A 19,707-nucleotide genomic window follows, 5' to 3' on the forward strand; every position below is an offset into this window, starting at 1 on the left:
CAGGCCGCTGGCCGCAGGCCGCTGGCCGCAGGCCGCTGGCCGCAGGCCGCTGGCCGCAGGCCGCTGGCCGCAGGCCGCTGGCCGCAGGCCGCGGACGATCAGCCCTGGGGGCGAGGATTCCGGCCGGCCTCGGTCGCCGCCCTCCTCGCCCGAAGGCGATCGATGCCCCACGCGCCCAGCGCCACCAGCGCGGCCGCTCCGGCCGCGTAGACCGGCAGCCACAGGGTCGTGGTGTGTGACAGGCAGTCGGCGACGGCGTCGTGACGGTGGAAGTCCTGTGCCTGGGCCAGGGCGGCGGGGTCCCGACCGGCCAGGTTCCCCAGCTCCGCCTCCGTCCTGATGCTCGCGTACGCGCCCAGCGCAGGACAGCTGTCGCGGGTGCCGGGCATCGGAAACAGCCAGTCCCAGCGCTGCATCGCCGGGGCCAGCGCGATCGCCGCACACAAGCCGACGACCAACGAGTACGCGGCCAGATTCCGCGCATACGCAGAGCCCGCGCCGGACGTCCGCGCCGGCAGCCGGTAGAAGGAGAAGACCACCGCGAGCAGCGTCGCCCCGACATACGTGGCGAACCACTGCCACGACCCCTGGGCGAGCGCGGCCGTCAGCACGGCGGCGAGTGCGATGCCGATGACCCCCGGCTCGCCGGAAGCGTCCTGGCCCGCGGCGGTGGCTGCCGAGCTCCGGGTTTCTCGGGGGCTGGGATCGTCCACGGTCTCTCCTGGCTCGTTCGGCTGCCAGGATCCCGGCGCGTCGAGCCGTCGGCCTGCCGCCATGCCGGGCCGGCCCGCAAGCCTGGCCCGTTCGGCGCACGACAGTGAAGTCCCGGAACTCCGCGCGGCATCCCACTGAGCGGGACCGGGGACGACCGCGCGGTGCTGCGCGTCCCGGTCCCTCGTCGGAGTGAAGTCACTGGTCACGGGGACGGCGGTCGGCCGATCACACGGACCTGTCGGAGTCCGGGATCGCTTCTCTGCGCACTTCGTTGATTGTACCGACCGTTGGGTCTATCTTTCCGGCAGCCGCACCGCGGCGCCGCTCATCCACGGAAGGCCGCCGATGTCACACACCCGAACCGCCGCTCCGCAAGCCTCCGAGAGATCCCTCTCGACCACGCGCAACGCGCTCGTCGTGGTCGCGCTCGTGTGGACCGTCCAGTTGGTCGCGCTCATGGCCGCGTTGTCCGGCATCGCGCAGGCCGACGTCGCCATCCACTTCCGGACCACCGAGATCGCGTGGTTCACCCTGATGACCCTGCTCACCGGGACCTTCTTCCTGCCCTTCGCAGTCAAGGCCGCGGCCCTCTTCGGCAAGAAGAAGGTCCTGCTCGTCGCCACCGGACTCGGCTTCGTCGGCGACCTGATCGCCGCCCTCGCCACCGACTACCGCACCCTGCTCATCGGACGGGGCATCGCGGGCGTCTACGCGGCCACCGCACCCCTCGCCTACGCCATCACCCGCGACATCTTCCCCCGCCGCTGGGTCGGACTCGCCAGCGGGATCCTCGCCGGGGGCGTCGGCCTCGTCGCCTTCGGCGGACCCTTCCTGTCCGGCTGGCTCCTCGACGACTACGGCTTCCGCGGCATCCTGTGGTTCATGGCCATCAGCACCGCCGTGAGCTTCGCCCTGGTCGCGGCCTTCGTCCCCGAGAGCCCGATCCGCGCGGCCGGCGGCCGCATGGACTGGACCGGCGGCATCCTCCTCGGCGGCGGCATCACCGCCCTTGTCTACGCCGTCGGCCAGGGCACGCACTGGGGCTGGGGCAGCGGCAGGTTCGCCGCCTGGATCGCCGGGGCGCTGATCACCCTGGTCGCCTTCGTCCTGGTCGAGCGCCGGGTCGCCGAGCCGCTGTTCCCGCCGGCCATGACCCGCCGTCGCCCGGTGTGGACCGTCCTGCTCGCCACCTCCGTGGCGGCCGGCTCGCTCAGCGCCGTCGGCGTCGTCATACAGATGCTGATCCTGATGCCGAACATCCCCAACGTCTCCGAGGGCCTCGGCTGGTCCGGCACGCACAACGCCATCGTCACCAGCCCCATCAGCGCCATGATCATCATCGCCGCCGTCGGCACCGGTTTCCTCGCCCGCCGAGTCGACGCCCGCATCCTGCTCGGCGGCGGCTCCGCGCTCACCGTCCTCGGCTACGGCATCGGCACCCAACTCCACCACAGCGCCCCGCAGATCGTGGGGATGGGTCTCATCGCCGGGCTCGGCACCGGCGTGGTCATGGCCGTCGTCCCCATCATGATCATCGAGGTGGTCAGCCCCGAGGAGCAGGCCCTGGCCAACGGCGCCCAGACCCTCGGACAGGGCGTCGCCCAGATCATCGTCTCGCAGCTGGCCTTCGTCGTGATGGCCCAGCACGGGGCGGTCATGCACGGCACCCAGTTCTACCTCGACACCGGCTTCACCAACGGCCTCTGGCTGGTGGTCGGATGCTGCGCCGTGGGCGCACTGCTCGTCGCCCTCATCCCCAGGGCCAAGCGCCTCGACGAGGCCGAGGTCGGCCAGGCGGCGATCTGACCGCACAGGCTTCGGCGTGCACGGCACAGCGCGGCACGGCACGGGACCGGCTCCGCGCGCTTCCCGCTTCTCGGCCCTTCGGCCGCAGGGGCCGGAGCGGCGGGGCCGGTCCCGCGCGGCGCGCCGCCCTCCACGCCGGGGTCGGCCAACGGCCGGTCTGCGGGCGGCAGTTGCTGCCGCGCGCACGGCGGGACACCGCAAGACACCGCGACACACGGCGAGGGCCGGGCTGTGTGCCCGGCCCTCGTTTCGCTGCTGCCCGCGAGACGGCTGCCCGTCACCCGCCGCCTACGAGTTCGCGGGGTCGGCGATCGGTGCGAACTGGTGCTGCAGGAACGCGCCCGACCAGGCCATCAGGTCCGACGGCACGTAGTAGCCCTTCTCGTCGTTGATGGCGTCCCAGTTGCCCGCCACGTCCTCGACCGTGACGGGGTCGCCCTGGTGGACGTAGCCCTCGGTCGAGGCGATGAAGAGGCGCGCGAACCGGCCGGCGCCCGCGGTGTAGATCTCCCCGTTGACCGGGCAGCTCTCGTGGGCGAGATACGCCACCATCGGGGCCACCGCGTCCGACGGCATGTACGGCATGCCGGGGACCGCCTCCGCGGGCTCCTCCTCGGGGCCGCCGCCCATGCGGGTCATGGCGGCCGGCGCGATCAGGTTGACCTTGATGCCGTGGGGTTCGCCGGCCAGCTTCGCGCTGCGGGCGAGCCCCACCGTGCCCGCCTTCGCCGCCGCGTAGGACAGGTTGTTGTCGAGGCCGAACATCCCGCTGGAGGTGGTCAGCACGACACGGCCGTACTGCTGCTCGACGAAGTGCGGCCAGGCGGCGCGCAGCGTGTTGAACGAGCCGACGAGGTGCACGGCCAGGTGCCGCTCCAGGTTCTCGGCGTCGACCTCCGGCAGTCCGGCCCACCGGATGATCCCGGCGTTGTTGACGAGGACGTCGATGCGGCCGAAGTGCTCGATCGCCGAGTCGATGATCGCCTGGCCGCCGGCCGGCGTCGACACGTCGTGGGCATCGGCGACGGCCGCTCCGCCCGCCGCGACGATCTCGTCGACGACTCTCTGGGCGGGGCCGACGTCCGAGCCGTCGCCCTCCATCGATCCGCCCAGGTCGTTGACGACGACCTTCGCCCCGCGCTCCGCCAGGAGGCGGGCATGGGCCCGGCCGATCCCCCGGCCCGCGCCGGTGACGACCGCGACGCGTCCTTCGAAGCTGAACTCGCTCATGCCTGACTCCTGTTGTACTGCGGTTGCGGATATACGGATGCCGGTCCCACCCGGGCGGGCGGGACCGGCGGGTCGGCGCCGAGGCCGGGCTGCCGGAGCTGCCGCGGCTACCAGGTCACCGGCAGCTCGCCGATGCCGAAGGCGAGCGCGTCGGCCGGGCGGAAGGAGAGTTCGCCCTGGCCGACCGCCAGCCGCAGGGTCGGGATGCGCCGGTAGAGGGTGCCGTAGACCACCTGGAGCTCGATGCGGGCGAGTTGCTGGCCCAGGCACTGGTGGATGCCCCAGCCGAAGGCGTGGTGGTGGTTCGCCTTGCGGGTGAGGTCGAGCTTCTCCGGCTCGGGGAACGCCTGCGGATCCCAGTTGCCCGCGGGCAGCGGGACGATGATGCCGTCCCCGGCCTTGATCTGCGCGCCCTCGAACTCGAAGTCCTCACCGGCGATGCGCCGCTGCCCGAAGGTGGCGACGGTCAGATAGCGCAGGATCTCCTCGACCGCGCCCGCGGCGTCCCGGGTGTCCTCGATCTCGCGCAGCCGCGCGATCTGCTCGGGGTTCTCCAGCAGCAGGGCAGTGCCGAGCGTGATCATGTTCGCGCTGGTCTCGTGGCCGGCGATCAGCAGGATCATGGCGAGCAGGGTGGCCTCGGGGAGGGTGAGGTCACCCGCCTTGATCCGGGCGGCGAAGTCGGAGAGCACGTCGTCGGCGGGCTCCTCCATCTTCTTCTGGAGCAGTCCGGCGAGGTAGCCGCCCAGGGCGTCGCCCGCCCGCCGGTCGTCGTCGGCGGTCTTGTCGCTCCTGGTGGCGAAGGAGGCGTGCTCCTGGAAGAAGTCGTGGTCCTCGTAGGGGACGCCGAGCAGGGCGCAGATCATCAGCGAGGGCAGCGGCAGGGACAGCGCCGTGACCAGGTCCACCGGCTTCGGGCCGGCCAGCAGCTGGTCGATGAGCTCGTCGGTGAACCGCTGGATGTCGGGCCGCAGGGCCTCCATCCGGGGGCGGGTGAACGGGCGGGTCATCATGCGGCGGATCCGGGTGTGGTCGGCGCCGTCGGAGTTGAAGATCGTGAGCGGGTGGTGCGGGGAGGTCTCGGCCATGGCCTTGTTCGGGTACGGGAATCCGGGCCGTTTGTCGTCCGAGCTGACCCGGGGATCGGACAGGATGGCGCGCTGCGCGGCGTGGCCGGTGATGAGCCAGGGGGTGCTGCCGTCCCAGATCCGGGCCCGGGAGACGGGACCCTGCTCGTTGAGGGCGCGCAGCCCGGGCGGCGGGGCGAAGGGGCACTTGGCGTCCCGGTCGTCCTGGTAGTAGTAGGTCGCCTCGTCGGCGGCGTGCCGGACGTCTGCCTCGGGCATGGGTGTTCCTCCGGTGGTGGGGGTGGGGATGGGGAGAAGCTCGGGGGCTATTCCTCGATGCGGATCGCCAGGGCGGGGCACACCGCTGCGGCGTTGCGCACGTCGTCGGCCTGTTCGGCCGGCGGGTTCTCCTCCAGCAGGACGACGATGCCGTCGTCCTCGCGCTGGTCGAACACGTCCATGGCGGCGGCCACGCACTGTCCGGCTGCGACGCACTTCTCTTCGTCGACGACAACCTTCATGGGTCTCTCCTGACGTTTCAGTGGGTGGGGGCGGGCGTGTCGAGACCGTCGACGATCTCCTGGCGGCGCAGCCGGGCCTGCTTGGGCATGTTCCAGCCGAGCACGCCGGTGACCCGGCCGTCGACGCGGAAGCGGGCGACGAACCGACGGGCCGTCAGGTCGCCCTCGACGACGTCCACTTCGGCGTCGGGGGGCAGGAAGCCGTGCACCTGGAGCTTGGCGTCGTACTGATCGGTCCAGAAGTACGGCACCGGTGCGTACGGCCGGTCGTCGCCGAGGAGTTGTCCGGCGACCGCCATGGCCTGCTCCGTGGCGTTGGTGCGGTTCTCCAGGCGGACCGGCCGGCCGAGGTTCTCGTGGTGCCAGCGGGCGACGTCGCCGACGGCGTAGACGCCCGGCGCCGCCCGGCAGCGGGAGTCGCACACCACCCCGTTGTCCAGCTCCAGCCCGCTGCCGGCGAGCCACTGGGTCGCCGGGATCGCGCCGATCGCGACGACCACCACGTCGGCGGGCAGCACCTCGTCGTCGGCGAGCCGGACGCCGGTGACCCGGCCGCCGCGCTCGGTGAGTCCGACGACTCCGTGGCCGAGCCGGAGCCTGACCTCGCGCTCGGTGTGCAGTTCGGCCAGGACGCCGGAGACCAGGGGGCCGACCTGTTGCGCCATCGGCGCCGACAGCGGTCCGGCGAGGGTGACGTCCAGGCCCAGGGTCCGTGCGGTGGCCGCGATCTCGGAGCCGAGGACGCCCTCGCCGACGACCACCAGCCGGGCGCCGGGCAGCAGTTCGGTGCGCAGGGCCAGCGCGTCGTCGAGGGTGCGCAGTACGTGGACGCCGACGAGGTCCTGCGATCCGGGCAGGCGCCGGGCGCGTACGCCGGTGGCGATGACGACGGCGTCCGCCGACAGCTCCCGCCCGGATCGCGTACGGACGCTGTGCGTCGCCGGATCCAGGGCGACCGCCGGGTCGCCCAGGAGGAACTCGGCGTCGAGCGCCGACAGCAGGTCCTGGGTGCGCAGCGCGGCGCGCTCCGGCTCCCAGGCGCCGGACAGCACCTGCTTGGACAGCGGCGGCCGGTCGTAGGGCGGGTGCGGCTCGTCGCCGAGCACCGTGATCCGGCCTTCGTAGCCCTTGCGGCGCAGGGTCTCCACGGTGGTCAGTCCGGACGCGGAGGCGCCCACTACCAGGACGTGGGCCGGGGCCCTGACGTCGTCCTCGATGCTCAATGTCGGCTCCAGTGCAACGGTCGGTGCGGTGTTACGTGTTCCGAGTCCCGTGTTCCGTGTTCCGTGTTCCGTGGGACGTCCGGTTGCGTGGTCAGACGAGGTAGCGCCCGCCGTTGGTGCTGAGCGTCTGGCCGGTCACATAGCCCGCCTCCTCCGAGGCGAGGTAGGCCACCGCGTGCGCGACGTCCTCGGGGGTGCCGGCCCGCTTCATCGGCATCGTGGCGGCGGCGGCCTCCACGTCGATGGGGCCCTGGCGCACCAGCGGGGTGTCGATGAACCCCGGCGGGACGTGGTTGACGGTGATCCCCTTCTCGATGTACTCGATCGCCAGCGCCTTGGTGAGGCCGATGACCCCGCCCTTGGAGGCCGCGTAGTGCGCCATGGCGGGTGCGCCGGTCTGGGCGGAGGACGAGGAGATGTTGACGATCCGGCCCCAGCCCGCCGCGAGCATGTCGGGGACCAGCGCCTGGGTGACCAGGAAGGGGCCCTTGAGGTTGATCGCGATCATGCGGTCCCAGGACACCTCGCTGATGGCGGTGAAGGGTTCGTAGGCGGTCGTGCCGGCGTTGTTGACGAGGATGGTGACCGGTCCGAGGGCCTCGCGGGTGCGGGCCGCGGAGCGGGCCACCGCCTCGGCGTCGGCGGCGTCGCCGCCCACCGCGAGGGCCGTGCCGCCCGCGGCCTGGATCTCCGCGACGGTCTTCTCGGCGCCCTCGGTGTTCAGGTCCCAGACCGCCACGGCGGCCCCCTTGGCGGCGAGCACGGTCGCGATGCCGCGTCCGATGCCCCGCGCGCCGCCGGTGACGACCGCGACCTTTCCCTGCAGTGTCATGTGTGCTCCTCGTGTGTTCGGTGGGGTCCCTACGGCTGTCGTCACGGCTGTCGTCCCGGCTGTCGTCCCGGACGGGGCCGTCAGCTCTCCAGCGCCTCGCGCGCGGCGGTGCGGGCGGCGACCGCCCGCGGGAAGCCGGTGTAGCCGCTGGAGTGGTAGACGACCTCGGCGATCTCGTCCTCGGTCAGTCCGTTCGCCCGCGCGATGCGGACGTGGGTCTTCAGCTCGGTCTCCGCCCCGAGGGCGATGAGAATGCCGAGCGTGACGAGGCTGCGGTCGCGCGGGGCGAGACCCTCGCGGCCCCACAGGGCCCCCCATACACTCGTCAGACCGATGTCGACGAGTTCCTCACCGAGGCGGCCGTCCCGCAGGTCCACGTCGCCTTCGGGGAACACGCCCGGCAGGGCGGCCCGCATGGCCTTCCAGCCCGCGGCGCGCAGATCGGTGGCTTCTTCGACGCTCTTGTCATTCATGACTGACTCCTGTTGCGCGGCTTCGCGTCCCTGAGGGAAAGTTAGACCAGACGGTCGGTACAATCAATCCACCCGGCGAGATTCGCATCCATTGAAGGAATCCAGCCCCTCCTCTACCCTCGCCTCAATATTCGATCGACCGGTCGACATATGAATCAAGGCTCACGCGGGAGAGCACATGAGCGAAACGACGAAGACGAGCCCGGTGGACCAGGGCCTGGTCGACGTACTGGTGATCGGCGCCGGAGTGACCGGCATCTACCAGCTGTACCGGGCCCGGGAGTGCGGATTCACGACCAGGCTGCTGGAGGCGGGCGGCGGGGTCGGCGGCACCTGGTACTGGAACCGCTACCCCGAGGCGCGCTTCGACTCCGAGAGCTACACCTACGGCTACCTGTTCTCCAAGGAGCTGTGGCAGGAGTGGGAGTGGTCCGAGCACTTCGCCGGCCAGCCGGAGATCGAGCGCTACTTCAACTACGTGGTCGACCGGTTCGACCTGCGGCGCCACATCGTCTTCGACGCGAAGGTGGCCTCGGCGGTCTGGGACGAGTCGGCCGGCGTCTGGACCGTGCGCACCGAGGACGGCGCCGAACACCGGGCGCGCCACGTGGTCGCCGCGACCGGCATCCTCTCCGTGCCGTTCATCCCCGCCGTCCCGGGCCACGAGGACTTCCGCGGCGAGCAGCACCACACCGGCCGCTGGCCGAGGACGCCGGTGGACTTCACCGGCAAGCGGGTGGCCCAGATCGGCACCGGGTCGAGCGGCGTCCAGATCGTGCCCGCGATCGCCGACGAGGTGGCACAGCTGACGGTGTTCCAGAAGGTGGCCGACTGGCTGACCCCGCTCAACAACCGGCCGATCACGCCCGCCGAACAGGCTGATCTCAAGGGGGACTTCGAGTCCGTCCGGGACACCCTGAACGCCTCGCCCAGCGGCTTCCTCCACCAGATCACGATGCGCTCGGGCCTCGAGGACACGCCGGAGGAGCGCCAGGCGTTCTACGAGACGAAGTGGAACGGCCCCGGCTTCACCAAGCTCTCCGAGCACTACTACGACATGACCACGAACCCCACGGTCAACGAGGAGTGGTGCGAGTTCATCCGCGCCAAGATCCGCTCCATCGTCGAGGACCCGGCGACGGCGGAGAAGCTGATTCCCAAGGGGCACGGCTACGGCGGCCGGCGGCCCCCGTTCGGCACCGGCTACTACGAGGCGTACAACAAGCCGACCGTCGAGCTCGTCGACATCAACGAGACGCCGATCGTGCGGATCACCGAGACCGGGATCGAGACCTCCGAGGGCCACCAGGAGTTCGACATCGTCATCTGGGCGACGGGCTACGACTTCGGCACCGGCGCGCTCAACCGGCTCGGGGTGCGCGGACGTCAGGGGCTGCCGCTGGAGGAGTACTGGGCGGACGGCCCGTCGACCTACCTCGGGGTGACGACGGCGGGGTTCCCCAACTTCTACTTCCCCGGCGGACCGCACGGCGCCCTCGGCAACAACCCGCGCTACTCCGGCGACCAGGTGGACTACGTGATGGACCTGATCGTGCACGCGCGCGAGCACGGCCATCAGGTCGTCGAGGTCACGGCCGCCGCCGAGCAGGAGTGGACGGACCTGGTCAACGACAGCGAGGGGCAGTCGTCCTTCCTCAAGAGCAGCTACTTCTACGGGGCCAACATCCCCGGCAAGCCGGTCAAGCAGCTGTTGAACCCGACGGGACGCTGGAAGCTCCAGGAGCTGATCCGCGAGTCGACCGCGAACGACTTCCCGGCCTTCGCCTTCGCCAAGGCCGAGGATCCGAAGGGCTGAAGCGAACGGAACGCCCGTGCCGCCTGCGGTCAGGCGGCACGGGCGTCCGGGTTCGGGCAGGGCAGGGCAGGGCAGGGGCCTAGACCTTGAAGGTCGTGACCCGCTTGCGGAACCTCCAGACGCCGTCCTCGCGGACGAGCGTGTCCTCGTAGGCGCCGACGAGCTGTACGGCCCAGCCCGCCTCGCCGCGCCCGAGGAACACCAGGCTGCTGCTGGCCGTCACCTCTTCCCCGGGCGGGGAGGTGAGGACGGTGTTGCCGACGAGGTGCAGCTGCGGCGCCTGCGGCACGAAGGCGCCAAAGGCCTTGGCGATCGCCTCGCGGCCCTCGAACGTGCCCTGACCGACGATCTCGGCGACGCCGTCCTCGGTGAACAACTCGGGGATCGCCTCGGTGCGGCCCGCGTCCAGGGCGTGGGTGTAGGCGGCGATGGCGTTCTGCACGCCGGCCAGGGCCTCTTCGGTGGTCACGGTCATCGTTTCTTCTCCCTGGGGGTCGGCTCAGGCCTGGTAGGTGGTCGCGCGCCGGTGCAGCAGCCAGTTGCCGTCGACCCGGCGCAGCGCGTCGTCGTAGCGCCCGACGACCTGCACCGCCCAGCCCGACTCGCCGCGCTGCAGGAAGACGACGTCGCTCACCGCCGTCGCCTCGTCGGGGCCGACGGCGGTGACGAGCGTGTTGGCGACCAGGTGCTGCTGCGGCTGGGTGGGTTCCCATCCCTTGAAGGCGGCGCGCAGCGCGTCGTGACCCTGAAGGGGATCCGTGCCGGGAAGCTCCAGGACCGCGTCGGGTGTGTACAGCGCGACGATGTCGTCGGTGCGGCCGGCGTCCTGGGCCTGGGTGTGCGCGCCGATGACGGCACGCACGCCCGCCGCGACCCACGCCGGTGTGGATTCGCTCATTGCATCTCCAAGGGATAGGCGTTTCGACCAGTCAGTCTATTACCGGGGTCGAGAAAATATGAAGCCCCGAAATCCGCCGATCATTTTTGTTGACCGAACGGTACAATCTCCATAGCATGCGGATGGCTGTCAACGGTGACTGTGGCCTGAGGAGGCGTTTTATCGTGACCAAGCGTTGGAAGCAGCGACCGCCGGGTTCGACATGGGGCGAGTTCGGTGAGGACGACGAGCTGGGGCGCATCAACCTGCTGACGCCCGAGAAGGTGCTGCAGGGCGTCCGGGAGGTCGAGCACGGGATCGCCTTCAGCCTGAGCCTGCCGCTCGACTATCCGGGCGGCACCTCGCTGAACCAGCGCCGCTACCCGCCGATCCTGCGGCCCACCGAGGACCTCCAGCACCAGCAGGACGTCTTCTACAACATCAAGGCGAGCGAGCACTTCTCGCCCGATCTGATCGACGTGTGGTCCGACGACGTGGTCACCCTGTGGCTGCAGTACTCCACGCAGTGGGACGCCCTCGCCCACCAGGGCGCCGAGTTCGACGCCGACGGCGACGGGATCGCCGAGCCGGTCTACTACAACGGCTACCGGGCGGACACCGACCTCGTCGGGCCCGCCGAGGACGCCAAGGGCGACGGCAGCGGAAGCCTCAGCTTCGCCCGCCATCTCGGCCTGGAGCACATGGCGAAGCACGGCGTCCAGGGCCGGGGCGTCCTCATCGACATCGCCCACCACCTGGGCACCGGCTACCAGCCGGTCAACTTCCAGCAGCTCCAGGAGATCATGGCGGCCGACGAGGTCGTCGTCGAGCCCGGCGACATCCTGCTGCTGCACACGGGCTTCGCCACCCAGGTGCTCGCCTGGAACAAGAACCCCGACCCGGTCGCCATCCACCAGACAGCGGCTTATCTCGACGCGGACGACCCGGCGCTGCTCGACTGGATCGCCGAGTCGCAGATCTCCGCGATCGCGTCGGACAACTACGCGATCGAGGGCGTGGGCGTCACCCAGGCCCAGGGCCCGCACACCCTGCTCCCGCTGCACCACCTGTGCCTGTTCAAGCTGGGCGTCCCGATGGGCGAGCTGTGGTACCTGCACGACCTCGCCGCCTGGCTGCGCGAGCACCGCCGCAGCCGCTTCCTCCTCACCGCTCCCCCGCTGAACCTGCCCGGCACCCAGGGCAGCCCCCTCACCCCGGTCGCCACCGTCTGAGACGGCGGCGAGCGGACCCGCCGTCCGCCACGACCCGTCCTGCCGATACGGCCGGGGCGACGGCGGAGCCCACGGGGGAGGCCCCAGGACGGAAGTCCTGGGGCCTTTCTTCGTGCGGCCGGCGTTCACACCGCCGCGATGCGCCGCAGGGTGTCGGCGATGGTGTCGCGCGAGGGCAGCCACAGCCGTTCCAGGGACGGGGCGTAGGGGGCGGGCATGGCGGGCGGCGCCACCCGGGTGACGGGCGCGTCCAGGTGCCAGAAGCCCTCGTCGACGGCGAGGGCGGACAGCTCGGCGCCGACGCCGAAGTCCCGTACCGCCTCGTGCGCGATGACCAGACGGTTGGTCTTGGCGAGGGAGGCGAGCACCGTCTCGCGGTCCAGCGGGGCGATCGTGCGCAGGTCGATCACCTCCACGCTGACGCCCTCCGCGGCGAGCAGTTCGGCGGCGGCCAGGCCGTCCTGGACCATCCGGGACCAGGAGACCAGCGTGATGTCGGTGCCCTCGCGGACCACCTTCGCCTTGCCCAGCGGGATCAAATGGTCGGCCGGCGGCTGCGGGCCCTTGAAGCCGTACTGCAGCCGGTTCTCGACGAAGACGACCGGGTTGGGGTCCTGGATCGCGGCGCGCAACAGGCCATAGGTGTCGGCCGGGTTGGACGGCATCACCACGGTCAGCCCCGGCACATGGGCGAGCAGCGCCTCCAGGCTCTGCGAGTGCTGGCTGCCGGAGGAGCGGCCGGCCCCGAACTGGGTGCGCACCACGAGGGGCATGGAGGCCCGGCCGCCGGTCATGAAGCGCAGTTTGGCGGCCTGGTTGAGCAGCATGTCCAGGCAGACGCCGATGAAGTCCATGTACATGATCTCGACGACGGGCTTCATGCCGGCCATGGCCGCGCCGACCGCGGTGCCGATGATCGCGCTCTCGCTGATCGGGGTGTCCCGGACCCGGCCCGGGAACGCCTCGGCGAGCCCCCGGGTCAGCCCGAAGACGTTGCCGCCCGCGCCGACGTCGATGCCGGCGACGAACACGGTGGGATCGGCGGCGAGTTCGTGCTCCAGGGCCAGGCGTACGGCGTCCATGGAGCGGAAGACCTCGCCGTCGGCCGGGGCGGGCTCGGGCACGACGGGACGCGGGGCCGTGACGAAGTCGGGCAGCGACTCGGGGGCCGGTTCGGGCAGGCTCCTGGCCCACCGCACCGCCGCCTCGATCTCGTCGTCGATCTCCTCGTCGACCGCGTCGGCCCGCGCGGCGGGGACCCCGGCCGCCGCCAGGTGCCGGCGGGCCACCAGCAGCGGGTCGCGTTCCTTGGCGGCGGCGACCTCCTCGGCGGGGCGGTAGCGCTCGGGGTCGCCCTCGTAGTGGCCGTGCCAGCGGTAGGTCTCCGCCTCGACCAGGACCGGACCGCCGCCACGCCGCAGCCGCTCCACCACGTCGGTCATCATGCCCGCCACCGCGAGGACGTCGTTGCCGTCGACGTGCGCGTAGCCGATGCCGTAGCCCGCGGCGCGGGCGGAGAGCGGGGCCCGGTGCTGCTCGGCGGCGGGCGAGAACTCCGAGTAGTGGTTGTTCTCGCAGAGGAAGACGACCGGAAGGTCCCATACGGCGGCCAGGTTGACCGCCTCGTGGAACATGCCCTGGGCGACCGCGCCGTCCCCGAAGAACGCCACCACCACGTCGCCCGCGGCGCGCAGTTTGGCGGCGGTCGCCACGCCGGCGGCGATCGGCAGTCCGGCGCCGACGATGCCGTTGGCGCCGTAGATGCCCAGGCCCGGGTCGGCGATGTGCATGGAACCGCTGCGGCCGTGGCAGGTCCCCGCCTCCTTGCCCATCAGCTCCGCCATCATCGACGCCGCGTCCAGCCCCTTGGCCAGGACATGGCCGTGACCGCGGTGGGTGGAGGTGATGCCGTCCCGCGGCCGCAGCGGCCAGCAGGCGCCCACGGCGCTCGCCTCCTGGCCGATCGACAGATGGAGGAAGCCGGGTATCTCGGTCGCCTTGTAGAGCTCCGACGCCCGTTCCTCGAAGCGCCGGATCCGGCGCATCCGGCGGTACATCTCCAGGAGTTCGTCCGCGTACGCGGACGTGGTGAGCCGGGAGCCGGTCGTGGTCTGCTGCGGTGCCTCAGTGGTCATGCGCGTCCTCGCAATGCTCGCCCGGGCGGCACGAGGCCGCACCGCCTGAGTCCTACTTTTAATGTACCGTCTGGTCTAGCAAACTACTGTCAGCACGACAGATGTCCCCGATCCGCTTCCCCCCGGATGCGCCCGAGGCCGTCCGGATGCGGGGACGGGGCATGTCGCAGTCGCAACGTCGACACATCAGGCGGGGAGAAGAGCGATGCCCAGACCACCGGGCCACGGGCCGGGTTACGAGGTCAGACGCCAGAAGATCATCGACACGGCCGCCGAGCTGTTCGCCCGCCAGGGCTATGCGGCGACCTCCGTCAACGACCTGGGCCGCGCGGTCGGGCTCGCCAAGGGAGCGCTGTACTACTACATCAACTCGAAGGAAAACCTGCTCATCGAGATCCAGTCCCGGGTGATGGCCCCGCTGCTGTCCCGGGCCCGGCAGATCGCGGCGCTGGAGGCCCATCCGCTGGTGCGGCTGCGCCTGCTGTCGGAGTCGCTGCTGACCATCATCTTCCGCAGACTCGACCACATCTGGGTCTACGAGCACGACTACCGCAGCCTGACCGGCGACTACCTCCAGACCCTGCTCGGCCAGCGCGCCGAGTTCGAGCGGCTGGTCCGGGGACTGCTCACCGAGGCCATCGCGCGGGGCAGTTTCCGCGCGGTCGACCCGCGCCTGGCCACCCTGCAGTTCCTGAACCTGCACAACCACACCTATCAGTGGGCGAAGCCGGAGGGCCGCTGGGACGCCGCGTATCTGTCGCGCGAGTACTGCGACACCCTGCTGCGCGGCTTCGGGGCTCCCGGCGCGGCCCTGCCGGACCTGGAGGAGGCGGCGGAGGCGTTCAAACGCGACCGCCCCGATCTGCCGCTCGACCCCGAGGCCGAGTGGCGTCCCGCCTCACTGGCGAGCTGATCGAAGGGGCCCCGCGGCAGGCGCCGTGGGCCCCTTCGCCGGTCATGCCCGGCTCACCAGCGCCCTGGCGATGACGTCCCGCTGGATCTCGTTCGTGCCCTCGCCGATCTCCAGGATCTTGGCGTCGGCGTAGAACCGCGATATCTCCGACTCCCGTACATAGCCGTAGCCGCCGTGGATCTGCAGCGCCTGGGACGCGGCCCGGTTGGCGACCTCAGAGGCGTACAGCTTGGCCATGGCGGCCTCCGTGCTGTACGGGCGGCCCTGGTCGGCGAGCCAGGCGGCCCGGTAGACCATCCACCGGGCGGCCTCGAACTCCGTGCCGATGTCGGCGATCTTGTGCGCCACCGCCTGGAACGCCGACAGCGGACGGCCGAACTGGTGCCGCTCCGTGGCGTGTTTGACGGCGAGCGCGAGCGCCGCCTTGGCCAGCGACAGCCCCAGGGCGGCCACGCTGATGCGGCCCTTGTCGAGGACGGAGAGGAACTGGCGCAGCCCGTTGCCCTCCTCGCCGATGAGGTGGTCGTCGGAGATCCAGCAGTCCTCGAAGACCAGTTCCCGGGTGTCCATGGCGTGCCAGCCGAGCTTCTTCAGTTTGGCCCCGCAGGCGTAGCCGGGAGTGCCGGTCGGGACGTAGAAGGTGGCGAACCGCTTGCGGCCGTCCTCGTCCTTGCCGGTCGTGGCCAGCAGCGTGACGCCCTGGCTGATCTCGGTGCCGGCGTTGGTGATGAACATCTTGGTGCCGTTGATCACCCAACCGCCGTCGGCGCGGCGGGCGGTGGTGGTGATGCCGGCCGCGTCGGAGCCGGCGCCGGGCTCGGTCAGGCCGAACGCGCCGATGGCCTCGCCCCTGGCCAGCGGGGCCAGCCAGCGCTGCTTCTGCTCCTCGGTGCCGTACGCCAGCAGCGGGAGGGTGGCGATGGTGGAGTGCGCGTTCCAGGAGGAGGCCACCGACTGGTCGGCGGCGCCGAGTTCCTCCATGACGGCGACGTAGGAGACGGTGTCGGAACCCGCGCCCGCGTACTCCTCGGGCACGAGCATGCCCATCAGGCCGAGTTCGCCGAGCTTGGTGAAGACATGGGTCGGGAACTGCTCCTTCTCCGACCACTCCGCGGCGTTCGGGGCGATCTCCTTGGCCGCGAACTCACGGACCATGTCCTGCAGGTCCCGCGTCTCCTCGGGCAGATCGAAGTCCATGTCATAGTCCCTTCGGGGTCAGCAGCACCTTCAGGTGCCGTGCGCGGTCGGCTGCCAGGTCCGCGAAGACCCCGGCTCCTTCCGAGAGCGAGAAGCGTCCGGTGATCAGGGGAGAGGCGTCCAGGCGCCCGCTGCTCATCAGGTCGATCACACGGGGGATGTCGAAGTTGTAGCCGAGCGTGCCGAGCACGGAACGCTCGTAGAAGACCAGTTGCCCCATGTCGAACTCGACGCTGCCGTGGCCTACGCCGGCGAGCACGACCCGTCCGCCGCGCCGCACGGTGGCCAGCGCCTGCGCGGCGAGCGCGGGGACGCCGGTCGCGTCGACGACCACGTCCGGGCCGATGCGGCCGGTCCTGAGGAACACCTCACGGCGTACGTCGGTCGCGCGCGGGTCGTAGGCCTCGGTGACGCCGAGGCCGAGGAGCTTCTCCCGGCGGTCCGGCAGGGGTTCGCTCACATAGAGCCCGGCGGCGCCCGCGAGCCGGGCCGCGAGCACCACGGCGAAGCCGATGGGGCCGCCGCCGACGACCAGGACGTTGTCACCGGGCCGGACACCCGCCCTCGTGACGGCGTGCAGACCCACGGCGAGAGGCTCTGCGGCAGCCGCCATCTCGTCGCTGACGTTGTCGGGGAGCCGGGTGAGGCCCGCGATCGGCACGGTGACGCGGTCGGCGAACCCGCCGGGCGAGGCGAGGCCGACCGAGCCGCTCTTGGGGCAGATGTGGTACTCGCCGCGCACGCACCAGAAGCAGACCCCGCACCGCCAGACGGGGTCGGCGGTCACCCGGTCGCCGATCGCGATGCCGGGCACCTCCGCGCCCAACGCCGTCACGGTGCCGCTGAGTTCATGGCCCAGCGCGAGGGGTGGGCTTGCGCCGGTCAGAGGGTGCGGATCGTTGCGGATCATGTGCGGGCCTTCGAGGAACTCGTGCAGGTCGGTGCCGCAGACCCCGCACCAGGAGACCTCGATCACTGCTTCGTGCGGCTCCGGCGCGGGAGGGTCGGGGACCTCTTCCAGCCGCAGATCGCGTGCGCCGTGCCAGCGCAGTGCCTTCATCTTCTCCACCGCCTTCTATGGGTTGTTGGTTTGCTGCGGCGCCATCGTGGCTGGTCGCGCCCCGCGGCGGAGCCGCAAAGAGATACAGCCCCGCGCCCCTGAGGGGGCGCCACCTGACCGACTAGCTGTCTCGCTCGGGTTTCTCGAAGCGGGCCTTTCCCGGGCCGTGTTCCAGGAAGGATCGGATGCCCGTCGCGGCGTCGGTCGTAGCGAACACACCTGTGAACAAGGACCGTTCGAGCGCTAGCCCGGCGGACAGAGAGCTGTCGGCGCCGAGGTCCACCGCCTCCTTGATCGCCTCCAGAGCCGCGGCAGGGCCCGCGGCCAACCGCCGGGCGTAGCTGAGGGCGGCGTCGTACACCTCGGCCGTGGGCACTACCTCGTCCACCAGCCCTAGGCGCAGTGCCTCCTCCGCGGCCACCCGGCGTCCGGTCATCAGGAGGTTCTTGGCCCGCGACGGTCCGATCAGCCGGGTCAGCCGCTGGGTGCCGCCGGAACCCGGGATGATCCCGAGCCGCACCTCCGGCTGGCCGAGGAGCGCGTCCTCGGCCGCCACCCGGTAGTCGGCGGCGAGGGCGAGTTCGAGGCCGCCGCCGAGCGCGTACCCCGTGATCGCCGCGACGACCGGCATCGGCAGCCGGGCGACCTCGTCGAAGGTGCGCTGCAGGGCCCGGTTCCACCCGCGCACGTCCTCGGGCCCCATCAGGGCGAGCGCCTTGACGTCCGCCCCGGCGGCGAACAGCCGCTCGCCTCCGTACAGCACCACCGCCCGTACGTCCCGGCTGTCGGCCAGCTCGCGCACGCGGGCGGCGAGTTCCTCCCGCTGGGCGGTGTCGAAGGCGTTCATCGGCGGGTGGTCGAGGCGGACCGTGACGACCGGTCCGGCGATGTCGAGGCGGATGCGAGGCAAGGGGCCCTCCTCGGTCAGGAAGCGGCTTCAGGCCCGCCTGGATGGTTGTCGACCAGTGGGCTCCGTCGTAGAGTGCGGCTCAACGTTTTATAGACCAAGAGGTACACTAAATCTTGGTAGCGGGCAACCGACCGGTCGGGACAATCCCGGCCGCCGAGCCGGAGAGTCGCCGTGCACAATTTCTCGAGCATCCTCGATTACCACCTGGCCCAGCGGCCCGACGCCGTGGCAGTGACCCAGGACGATCGCCGCCTGACGGTGCGCGAACTCCATCAGCGGGTGAACCGGGTGGCCGCCGGACTGACAGAGCTGGGCGTCGGGCGCGGCGACGTCGTGGCCCTGCTCCTCTACAACCGGCCCGAGTTCCTGGAACTCCTGTACGCCGTGAACCGCGTCGGGGCGGTCTTCCTCCCGCTGAACTACCGCCTGTCCGAGGAGGAGTGGGCGTACATCCTGGACCACTCCGAGGCGAAGGTGCTCGTCACCGAGCCGGAGTTCGTGCGCCCGGCGGACCGTATCGCCGGGAAGCCGACCGGCCTGGAGCACCGGATCCTCGTGGATGGCGCGGCCGAAGGCGCTTGGACCGGGTACGAGGCCCTCCTCGACCGGCACCCCGGCGCCCGGGTGGAGCCGGTCGTCGTCGGGCCGGACGATCTCCAGCGGCTGATGTACACCTCGGGCACCACCTCACGTCCCAAGGGCGTCCGCATCACCTACGGGAACGTGCAGGCCAAGAACCTCGCCCACATCGTCCACTTCGGCCTGACCGCGGCCGACACCACGCTGGTCTGCGGCCCGCTCTACCACGTGGGCGGCCTGGACATGCCGGCCCTCGGAGTCCTGTACGCGGGCGGGAGTGTGGTGCTCCAGCGGAAGTTCGACCCGGTCGGCGCCCTGCGGGCCATCCAGGAGCACCGGGTCACCAACGCGTGGCTGGCGCCCGCGATGGTCAACGCGGTCCTGGAGGTCCCGGACCGGGACGCGTACGACACGAGTTCGGTCCGCTTCATCCTGGGCGGCGGCGAGAAGACGCCCGAGCCGGTGCTGCGGCGCATCATGAACGCCTTCCCGAACGCCTGGTTCGCGGACGCCTACGGACTGACCGAGACCGTCTCGGGCGACACCTTCCTCGACCGCGAGCACGCGCTGTCCAAGCTGGGCTCGGTCGGCCGGCCCGTCCCGCACACGCGCGTGCGGATCGTCGACGACACCGGGCAGGAACTCCCGGCCGGTGAGCTGGGCGAGATCACCCTGCGCGGGCCGAAGGTCTTCGCGGGCTACTGGCGCGACGAGAAGGCCACCGCGGCGGCGCTGCGGGACGGCTGGTTCCACACCGGGGACATCGGGCACCTCGACGAGGACGGCTTCCTCTATATCGACGACCGCAAGAAAGACATGATCGTCTCCGGTGGGGAGAACATCGCCACGCCCGAGGTGGAGCGGGTGCTGTACGAGTACCCGGCCGTCCTGGAGGCCGCCGTGGTCGGCCTGACGCATCCCCGCTGGGGCGAGGTCCCCCGCGCCTTCGTGGTCTTCCGGCCGGGAGCGAGCGCGGGGCCGGAGGAACTGCGGGAGTTCTGCCGGGAGCGCCTGGCGAAGTTCAAGGTGCCGGCCCGCTTCGACATCGTCGACGAGCTGCCCCGTACCCCCTCGGGCAAGGTCCTCAAGCGGACCCTGCGCGACATCCCCGCGGAGGGCTGA

18 protein-coding genes are annotated in these 19,707 nt (G+C 71.1%); 5 read left to right on the forward strand and 13 right to left on the reverse strand.

What is annotated here, in order from left to right:
• Window positions 1-98: 98 nt before the first annotated feature.
• Window positions 99-713 carry a hypothetical protein gene (locus tag ACWCPF_RS27210; protein ID WP_451047723.1) on the reverse strand — a complete coding sequence of 205 codons (615 nt, stop codon included), beginning with the start codon at window positions 711-713 and terminating at the stop codon, window positions 99-101.
• Between the two features lie 346 nt (window positions 714-1,059).
• On the opposite strand from ACWCPF_RS27210, the gene ACWCPF_RS27215 reads away from it, so the two are divergent.
• Window positions 1,060-2,520 carry an MFS transporter gene (locus ACWCPF_RS27215; RefSeq protein ID WP_451047724.1) on the forward strand — a complete coding sequence of 487 codons (1,461 nt, stop codon included), beginning with the start codon at window positions 1,060-1,062 and terminating at the stop codon, window positions 2,518-2,520.
• Between the two features lie 288 nt (window positions 2,521-2,808).
• On the opposite strand, the gene ACWCPF_RS27220 is transcribed toward ACWCPF_RS27215, so the two are convergent.
• The 6 genes from ACWCPF_RS27220 to ACWCPF_RS27245 all read right to left on the reverse strand — a co-directional run bounded on the left by ACWCPF_RS27220 (window position 2,809) and on the right by ACWCPF_RS27245 (window position 7,866).
• Window positions 2,809-3,750, reverse strand: a complete 942-nt coding sequence (locus ACWCPF_RS27220) for an SDR family NAD(P)-dependent oxidoreductase (RefSeq protein WP_451047725.1) — start codon at window positions 3,748-3,750, stop codon at window positions 2,809-2,811.
• 107 nt (window positions 3,751-3,857) lie between these two features.
• Window positions 3,858-5,096, reverse strand: coding sequence for a cytochrome P450 (locus ACWCPF_RS27225; RefSeq protein WP_451047726.1), 1,239 nt, complete (start codon window positions 5,094-5,096; stop codon window positions 3,858-3,860).
• A 47-nt stretch (window positions 5,097-5,143) separates the two neighbouring features.
• Window positions 5,144-5,338, reverse strand: coding sequence for a ferredoxin (locus tag ACWCPF_RS27230; protein WP_450953602.1), 195 nt, complete (start codon window positions 5,336-5,338; stop codon window positions 5,144-5,146).
• A gap of 17 nt (window positions 5,339-5,355) precedes the next feature.
• Window positions 5,356-6,561, reverse strand: coding sequence for an NAD(P)/FAD-dependent oxidoreductase (locus ACWCPF_RS27235; RefSeq protein ID WP_451047727.1), 1,206 nt, complete (start codon window positions 6,559-6,561; stop codon window positions 5,356-5,358).
• 91 nt (window positions 6,562-6,652) lie between these two features.
• Complete coding sequence (locus ACWCPF_RS27240) at window positions 6,653-7,393, reverse strand: SDR family NAD(P)-dependent oxidoreductase (protein ID WP_451047728.1); 741 nt, start codon at window positions 7,391-7,393, stop codon at window positions 6,653-6,655.
• An 80-nt stretch (window positions 7,394-7,473) separates the two neighbouring features.
• The gene (locus ACWCPF_RS27245) at window positions 7,474-7,866 is read right to left on the reverse strand and encodes a carboxymuconolactone decarboxylase family protein (protein ID WP_451047729.1); all 393 of its coding nucleotides are present in this window, start codon (window positions 7,864-7,866) and stop codon (window positions 7,474-7,476) included.
• A gap of 178 nt (window positions 7,867-8,044) precedes the next feature.
• Here ACWCPF_RS27245 and ACWCPF_RS27250 point away from each other — a divergent pair, with 178 nt between their 5' ends.
• Window positions 8,045-9,682, forward strand: a complete 1,638-nt coding sequence (locus ACWCPF_RS27250) for a flavin-containing monooxygenase (RefSeq protein ID WP_451047730.1) — start codon at window positions 8,045-8,047, stop codon at window positions 9,680-9,682.
• 79 nt (window positions 9,683-9,761) lie between these two features.
• On the opposite strand, the gene ACWCPF_RS27255 is transcribed toward ACWCPF_RS27250, so the two are convergent.
• Window positions 9,762-10,157, reverse strand: a complete 396-nt coding sequence (locus ACWCPF_RS27255) for a nuclear transport factor 2 family protein (RefSeq protein WP_451047731.1) — start codon at window positions 10,155-10,157, stop codon at window positions 9,762-9,764.
• A gap of 24 nt (window positions 10,158-10,181) precedes the next feature.
• Window positions 10,182-10,580: a nuclear transport factor 2 family protein gene (locus tag ACWCPF_RS27260; RefSeq protein ID WP_451047732.1), complete on the reverse strand. Its 399-nt coding sequence runs from the start codon at window positions 10,578-10,580 to the stop codon at window positions 10,182-10,184.
• A gap of 164 nt (window positions 10,581-10,744) precedes the next feature.
• Between ACWCPF_RS27260 and ACWCPF_RS27265 the strand changes: the two genes are divergently transcribed.
• Entirely contained in the window at window positions 10,745-11,791 is a 1,047-nt protein-coding gene (locus ACWCPF_RS27265; RefSeq protein ID WP_451047733.1) for a cyclase family protein, read from the forward strand.
• A gap of 125 nt (window positions 11,792-11,916) precedes the next feature.
• Here ACWCPF_RS27265 and ACWCPF_RS27270 read toward each other — a convergent pair whose 3' ends face one another.
• Complete coding sequence (locus tag ACWCPF_RS27270) at window positions 11,917-13,926, reverse strand: alpha-ketoacid dehydrogenase subunit alpha/beta (RefSeq protein ID WP_451047734.1); 2,010 nt, start codon at window positions 13,924-13,926, stop codon at window positions 11,917-11,919.
• A gap of 205 nt (window positions 13,927-14,131) precedes the next feature.
• Between ACWCPF_RS27270 and ACWCPF_RS27275 the strand changes: the two genes are divergently transcribed.
• Window positions 14,132-14,839, forward strand: a complete 708-nt coding sequence (locus ACWCPF_RS27275) for a TetR family transcriptional regulator (protein WP_451047735.1) — start codon at window positions 14,132-14,134, stop codon at window positions 14,837-14,839.
• Window positions 14,840-14,881: 42 nt separating this feature from the next.
• On the opposite strand, the gene ACWCPF_RS27280 is transcribed toward ACWCPF_RS27275, so the two are convergent.
• The 3 genes from ACWCPF_RS27280 to ACWCPF_RS27290 all read right to left on the reverse strand — a co-directional run bounded on the left by ACWCPF_RS27280 (window position 14,882) and on the right by ACWCPF_RS27290 (window position 17,943).
• The gene (locus ACWCPF_RS27280; protein WP_451047736.1) at window positions 14,882-16,036 is read right to left on the reverse strand and encodes an acyl-CoA dehydrogenase family protein; all 1,155 of its coding nucleotides are present in this window, start codon (window positions 16,034-16,036) and stop codon (window positions 14,882-14,884) included.
• Window position 16,037: 1 nt separating this feature from the next.
• On the reverse strand, window positions 16,038-17,096 hold the full coding sequence (locus tag ACWCPF_RS27285) for an alcohol dehydrogenase catalytic domain-containing protein (RefSeq protein ID WP_451047863.1): 1,059 nt from the start codon (window positions 17,094-17,096) through the stop codon (window positions 16,038-16,040).
• A 121-nt stretch (window positions 17,097-17,217) separates the two neighbouring features.
• Window positions 17,218-17,943, reverse strand: a complete 726-nt coding sequence (locus ACWCPF_RS27290) for an enoyl-CoA hydratase/isomerase family protein (RefSeq protein WP_451047864.1) — start codon at window positions 17,941-17,943, stop codon at window positions 17,218-17,220.
• A gap of 234 nt (window positions 17,944-18,177) precedes the next feature.
• On the opposite strand from ACWCPF_RS27290, the gene ACWCPF_RS27295 reads away from it, so the two are divergent.
• The gene (locus tag ACWCPF_RS27295) at window positions 18,178-19,707 is read left to right on the forward strand and encodes an acyl-CoA synthetase (RefSeq protein WP_451047737.1); all 1,530 of its coding nucleotides are present in this window, start codon (window positions 18,178-18,180) and stop codon (window positions 19,705-19,707) included.

The sequence above is a fragment of the Streptomyces sp. NPDC001858 genome (assembly GCF_053594615.1).

What these genes read in the sequence shown, in the direction of transcription:
- ACWCPF_RS27255 (WP_451047731.1), bottom strand. Translation starts at nt 10,157, where the DNA reads ATGACCGTGACCACCGAAGAGGCCCTGGCCGGCGTGCAGAACGCCATC.
- ACWCPF_RS27240 (WP_451047728.1), bottom strand. Translation starts at nt 7,393, where the DNA reads ATGACACTGCAGGGAAAGGTCGCGGTCGTCACCGGCGGCGCGCGGGGC.
- ACWCPF_RS27215 (WP_451047724.1), top strand. Translation starts at nt 1,060, where the DNA reads ATGTCACACACCCGAACCGCCGCTCCGCAAGCCTCCGAGAGATCCCTC.
- ACWCPF_RS27245 (WP_451047729.1), bottom strand. Translation starts at nt 7,866, where the DNA reads ATGAATGACAAGAGCGTCGAAGAAGCCACCGATCTGCGCGCCGCGGGC.
- ACWCPF_RS27280 (WP_451047736.1), bottom strand. Translation starts at nt 16,036, where the DNA reads ATGGACTTCGATCTGCCCGAGGAGACGCGGGACCTGCAGGACATGGTC.
- ACWCPF_RS27290 (WP_451047864.1), bottom strand. Translation starts at nt 17,943, where the DNA reads ATGAACGCCTTCGACACCGCCCAGCGGGAGGAACTCGCCGCCCGCGTG.
- ACWCPF_RS27230 (WP_450953602.1), bottom strand. Translation starts at nt 5,338, where the DNA reads ATGAAGGTTGTCGTCGACGAAGAGAAGTGCGTCGCAGCCGGACAGTGC.
- ACWCPF_RS27220 (WP_451047725.1), bottom strand. Translation starts at nt 3,750, where the DNA reads ATGAGCGAGTTCAGCTTCGAAGGACGCGTCGCGGTCGTCACCGGCGCG.
- ACWCPF_RS27285 (WP_451047863.1), bottom strand. Translation starts at nt 17,096, where the DNA reads ATGAAGGCACTGCGCTGGCACGGCGCACGCGATCTGCGGCTGGAAGAG.
- ACWCPF_RS27250 (WP_451047730.1), top strand. Translation starts at nt 8,045, where the DNA reads ATGAGCGAAACGACGAAGACGAGCCCGGTGGACCAGGGCCTGGTCGAC.
- ACWCPF_RS27225 (WP_451047726.1), bottom strand. Translation starts at nt 5,096, where the DNA reads ATGCCCGAGGCAGACGTCCGGCACGCCGCCGACGAGGCGACCTACTAC.
- ACWCPF_RS27260 (WP_451047732.1), bottom strand. Translation starts at nt 10,580, where the DNA reads ATGAGCGAATCCACACCGGCGTGGGTCGCGGCGGGCGTGCGTGCCGTC.
- ACWCPF_RS27270 (WP_451047734.1), bottom strand. Translation starts at nt 13,926, where the DNA reads ATGACCACTGAGGCACCGCAGCAGACCACGACCGGCTCCCGGCTCACC.
- ACWCPF_RS27275 (WP_451047735.1), top strand. Translation starts at nt 14,132, where the DNA reads ATGCCCAGACCACCGGGCCACGGGCCGGGTTACGAGGTCAGACGCCAG.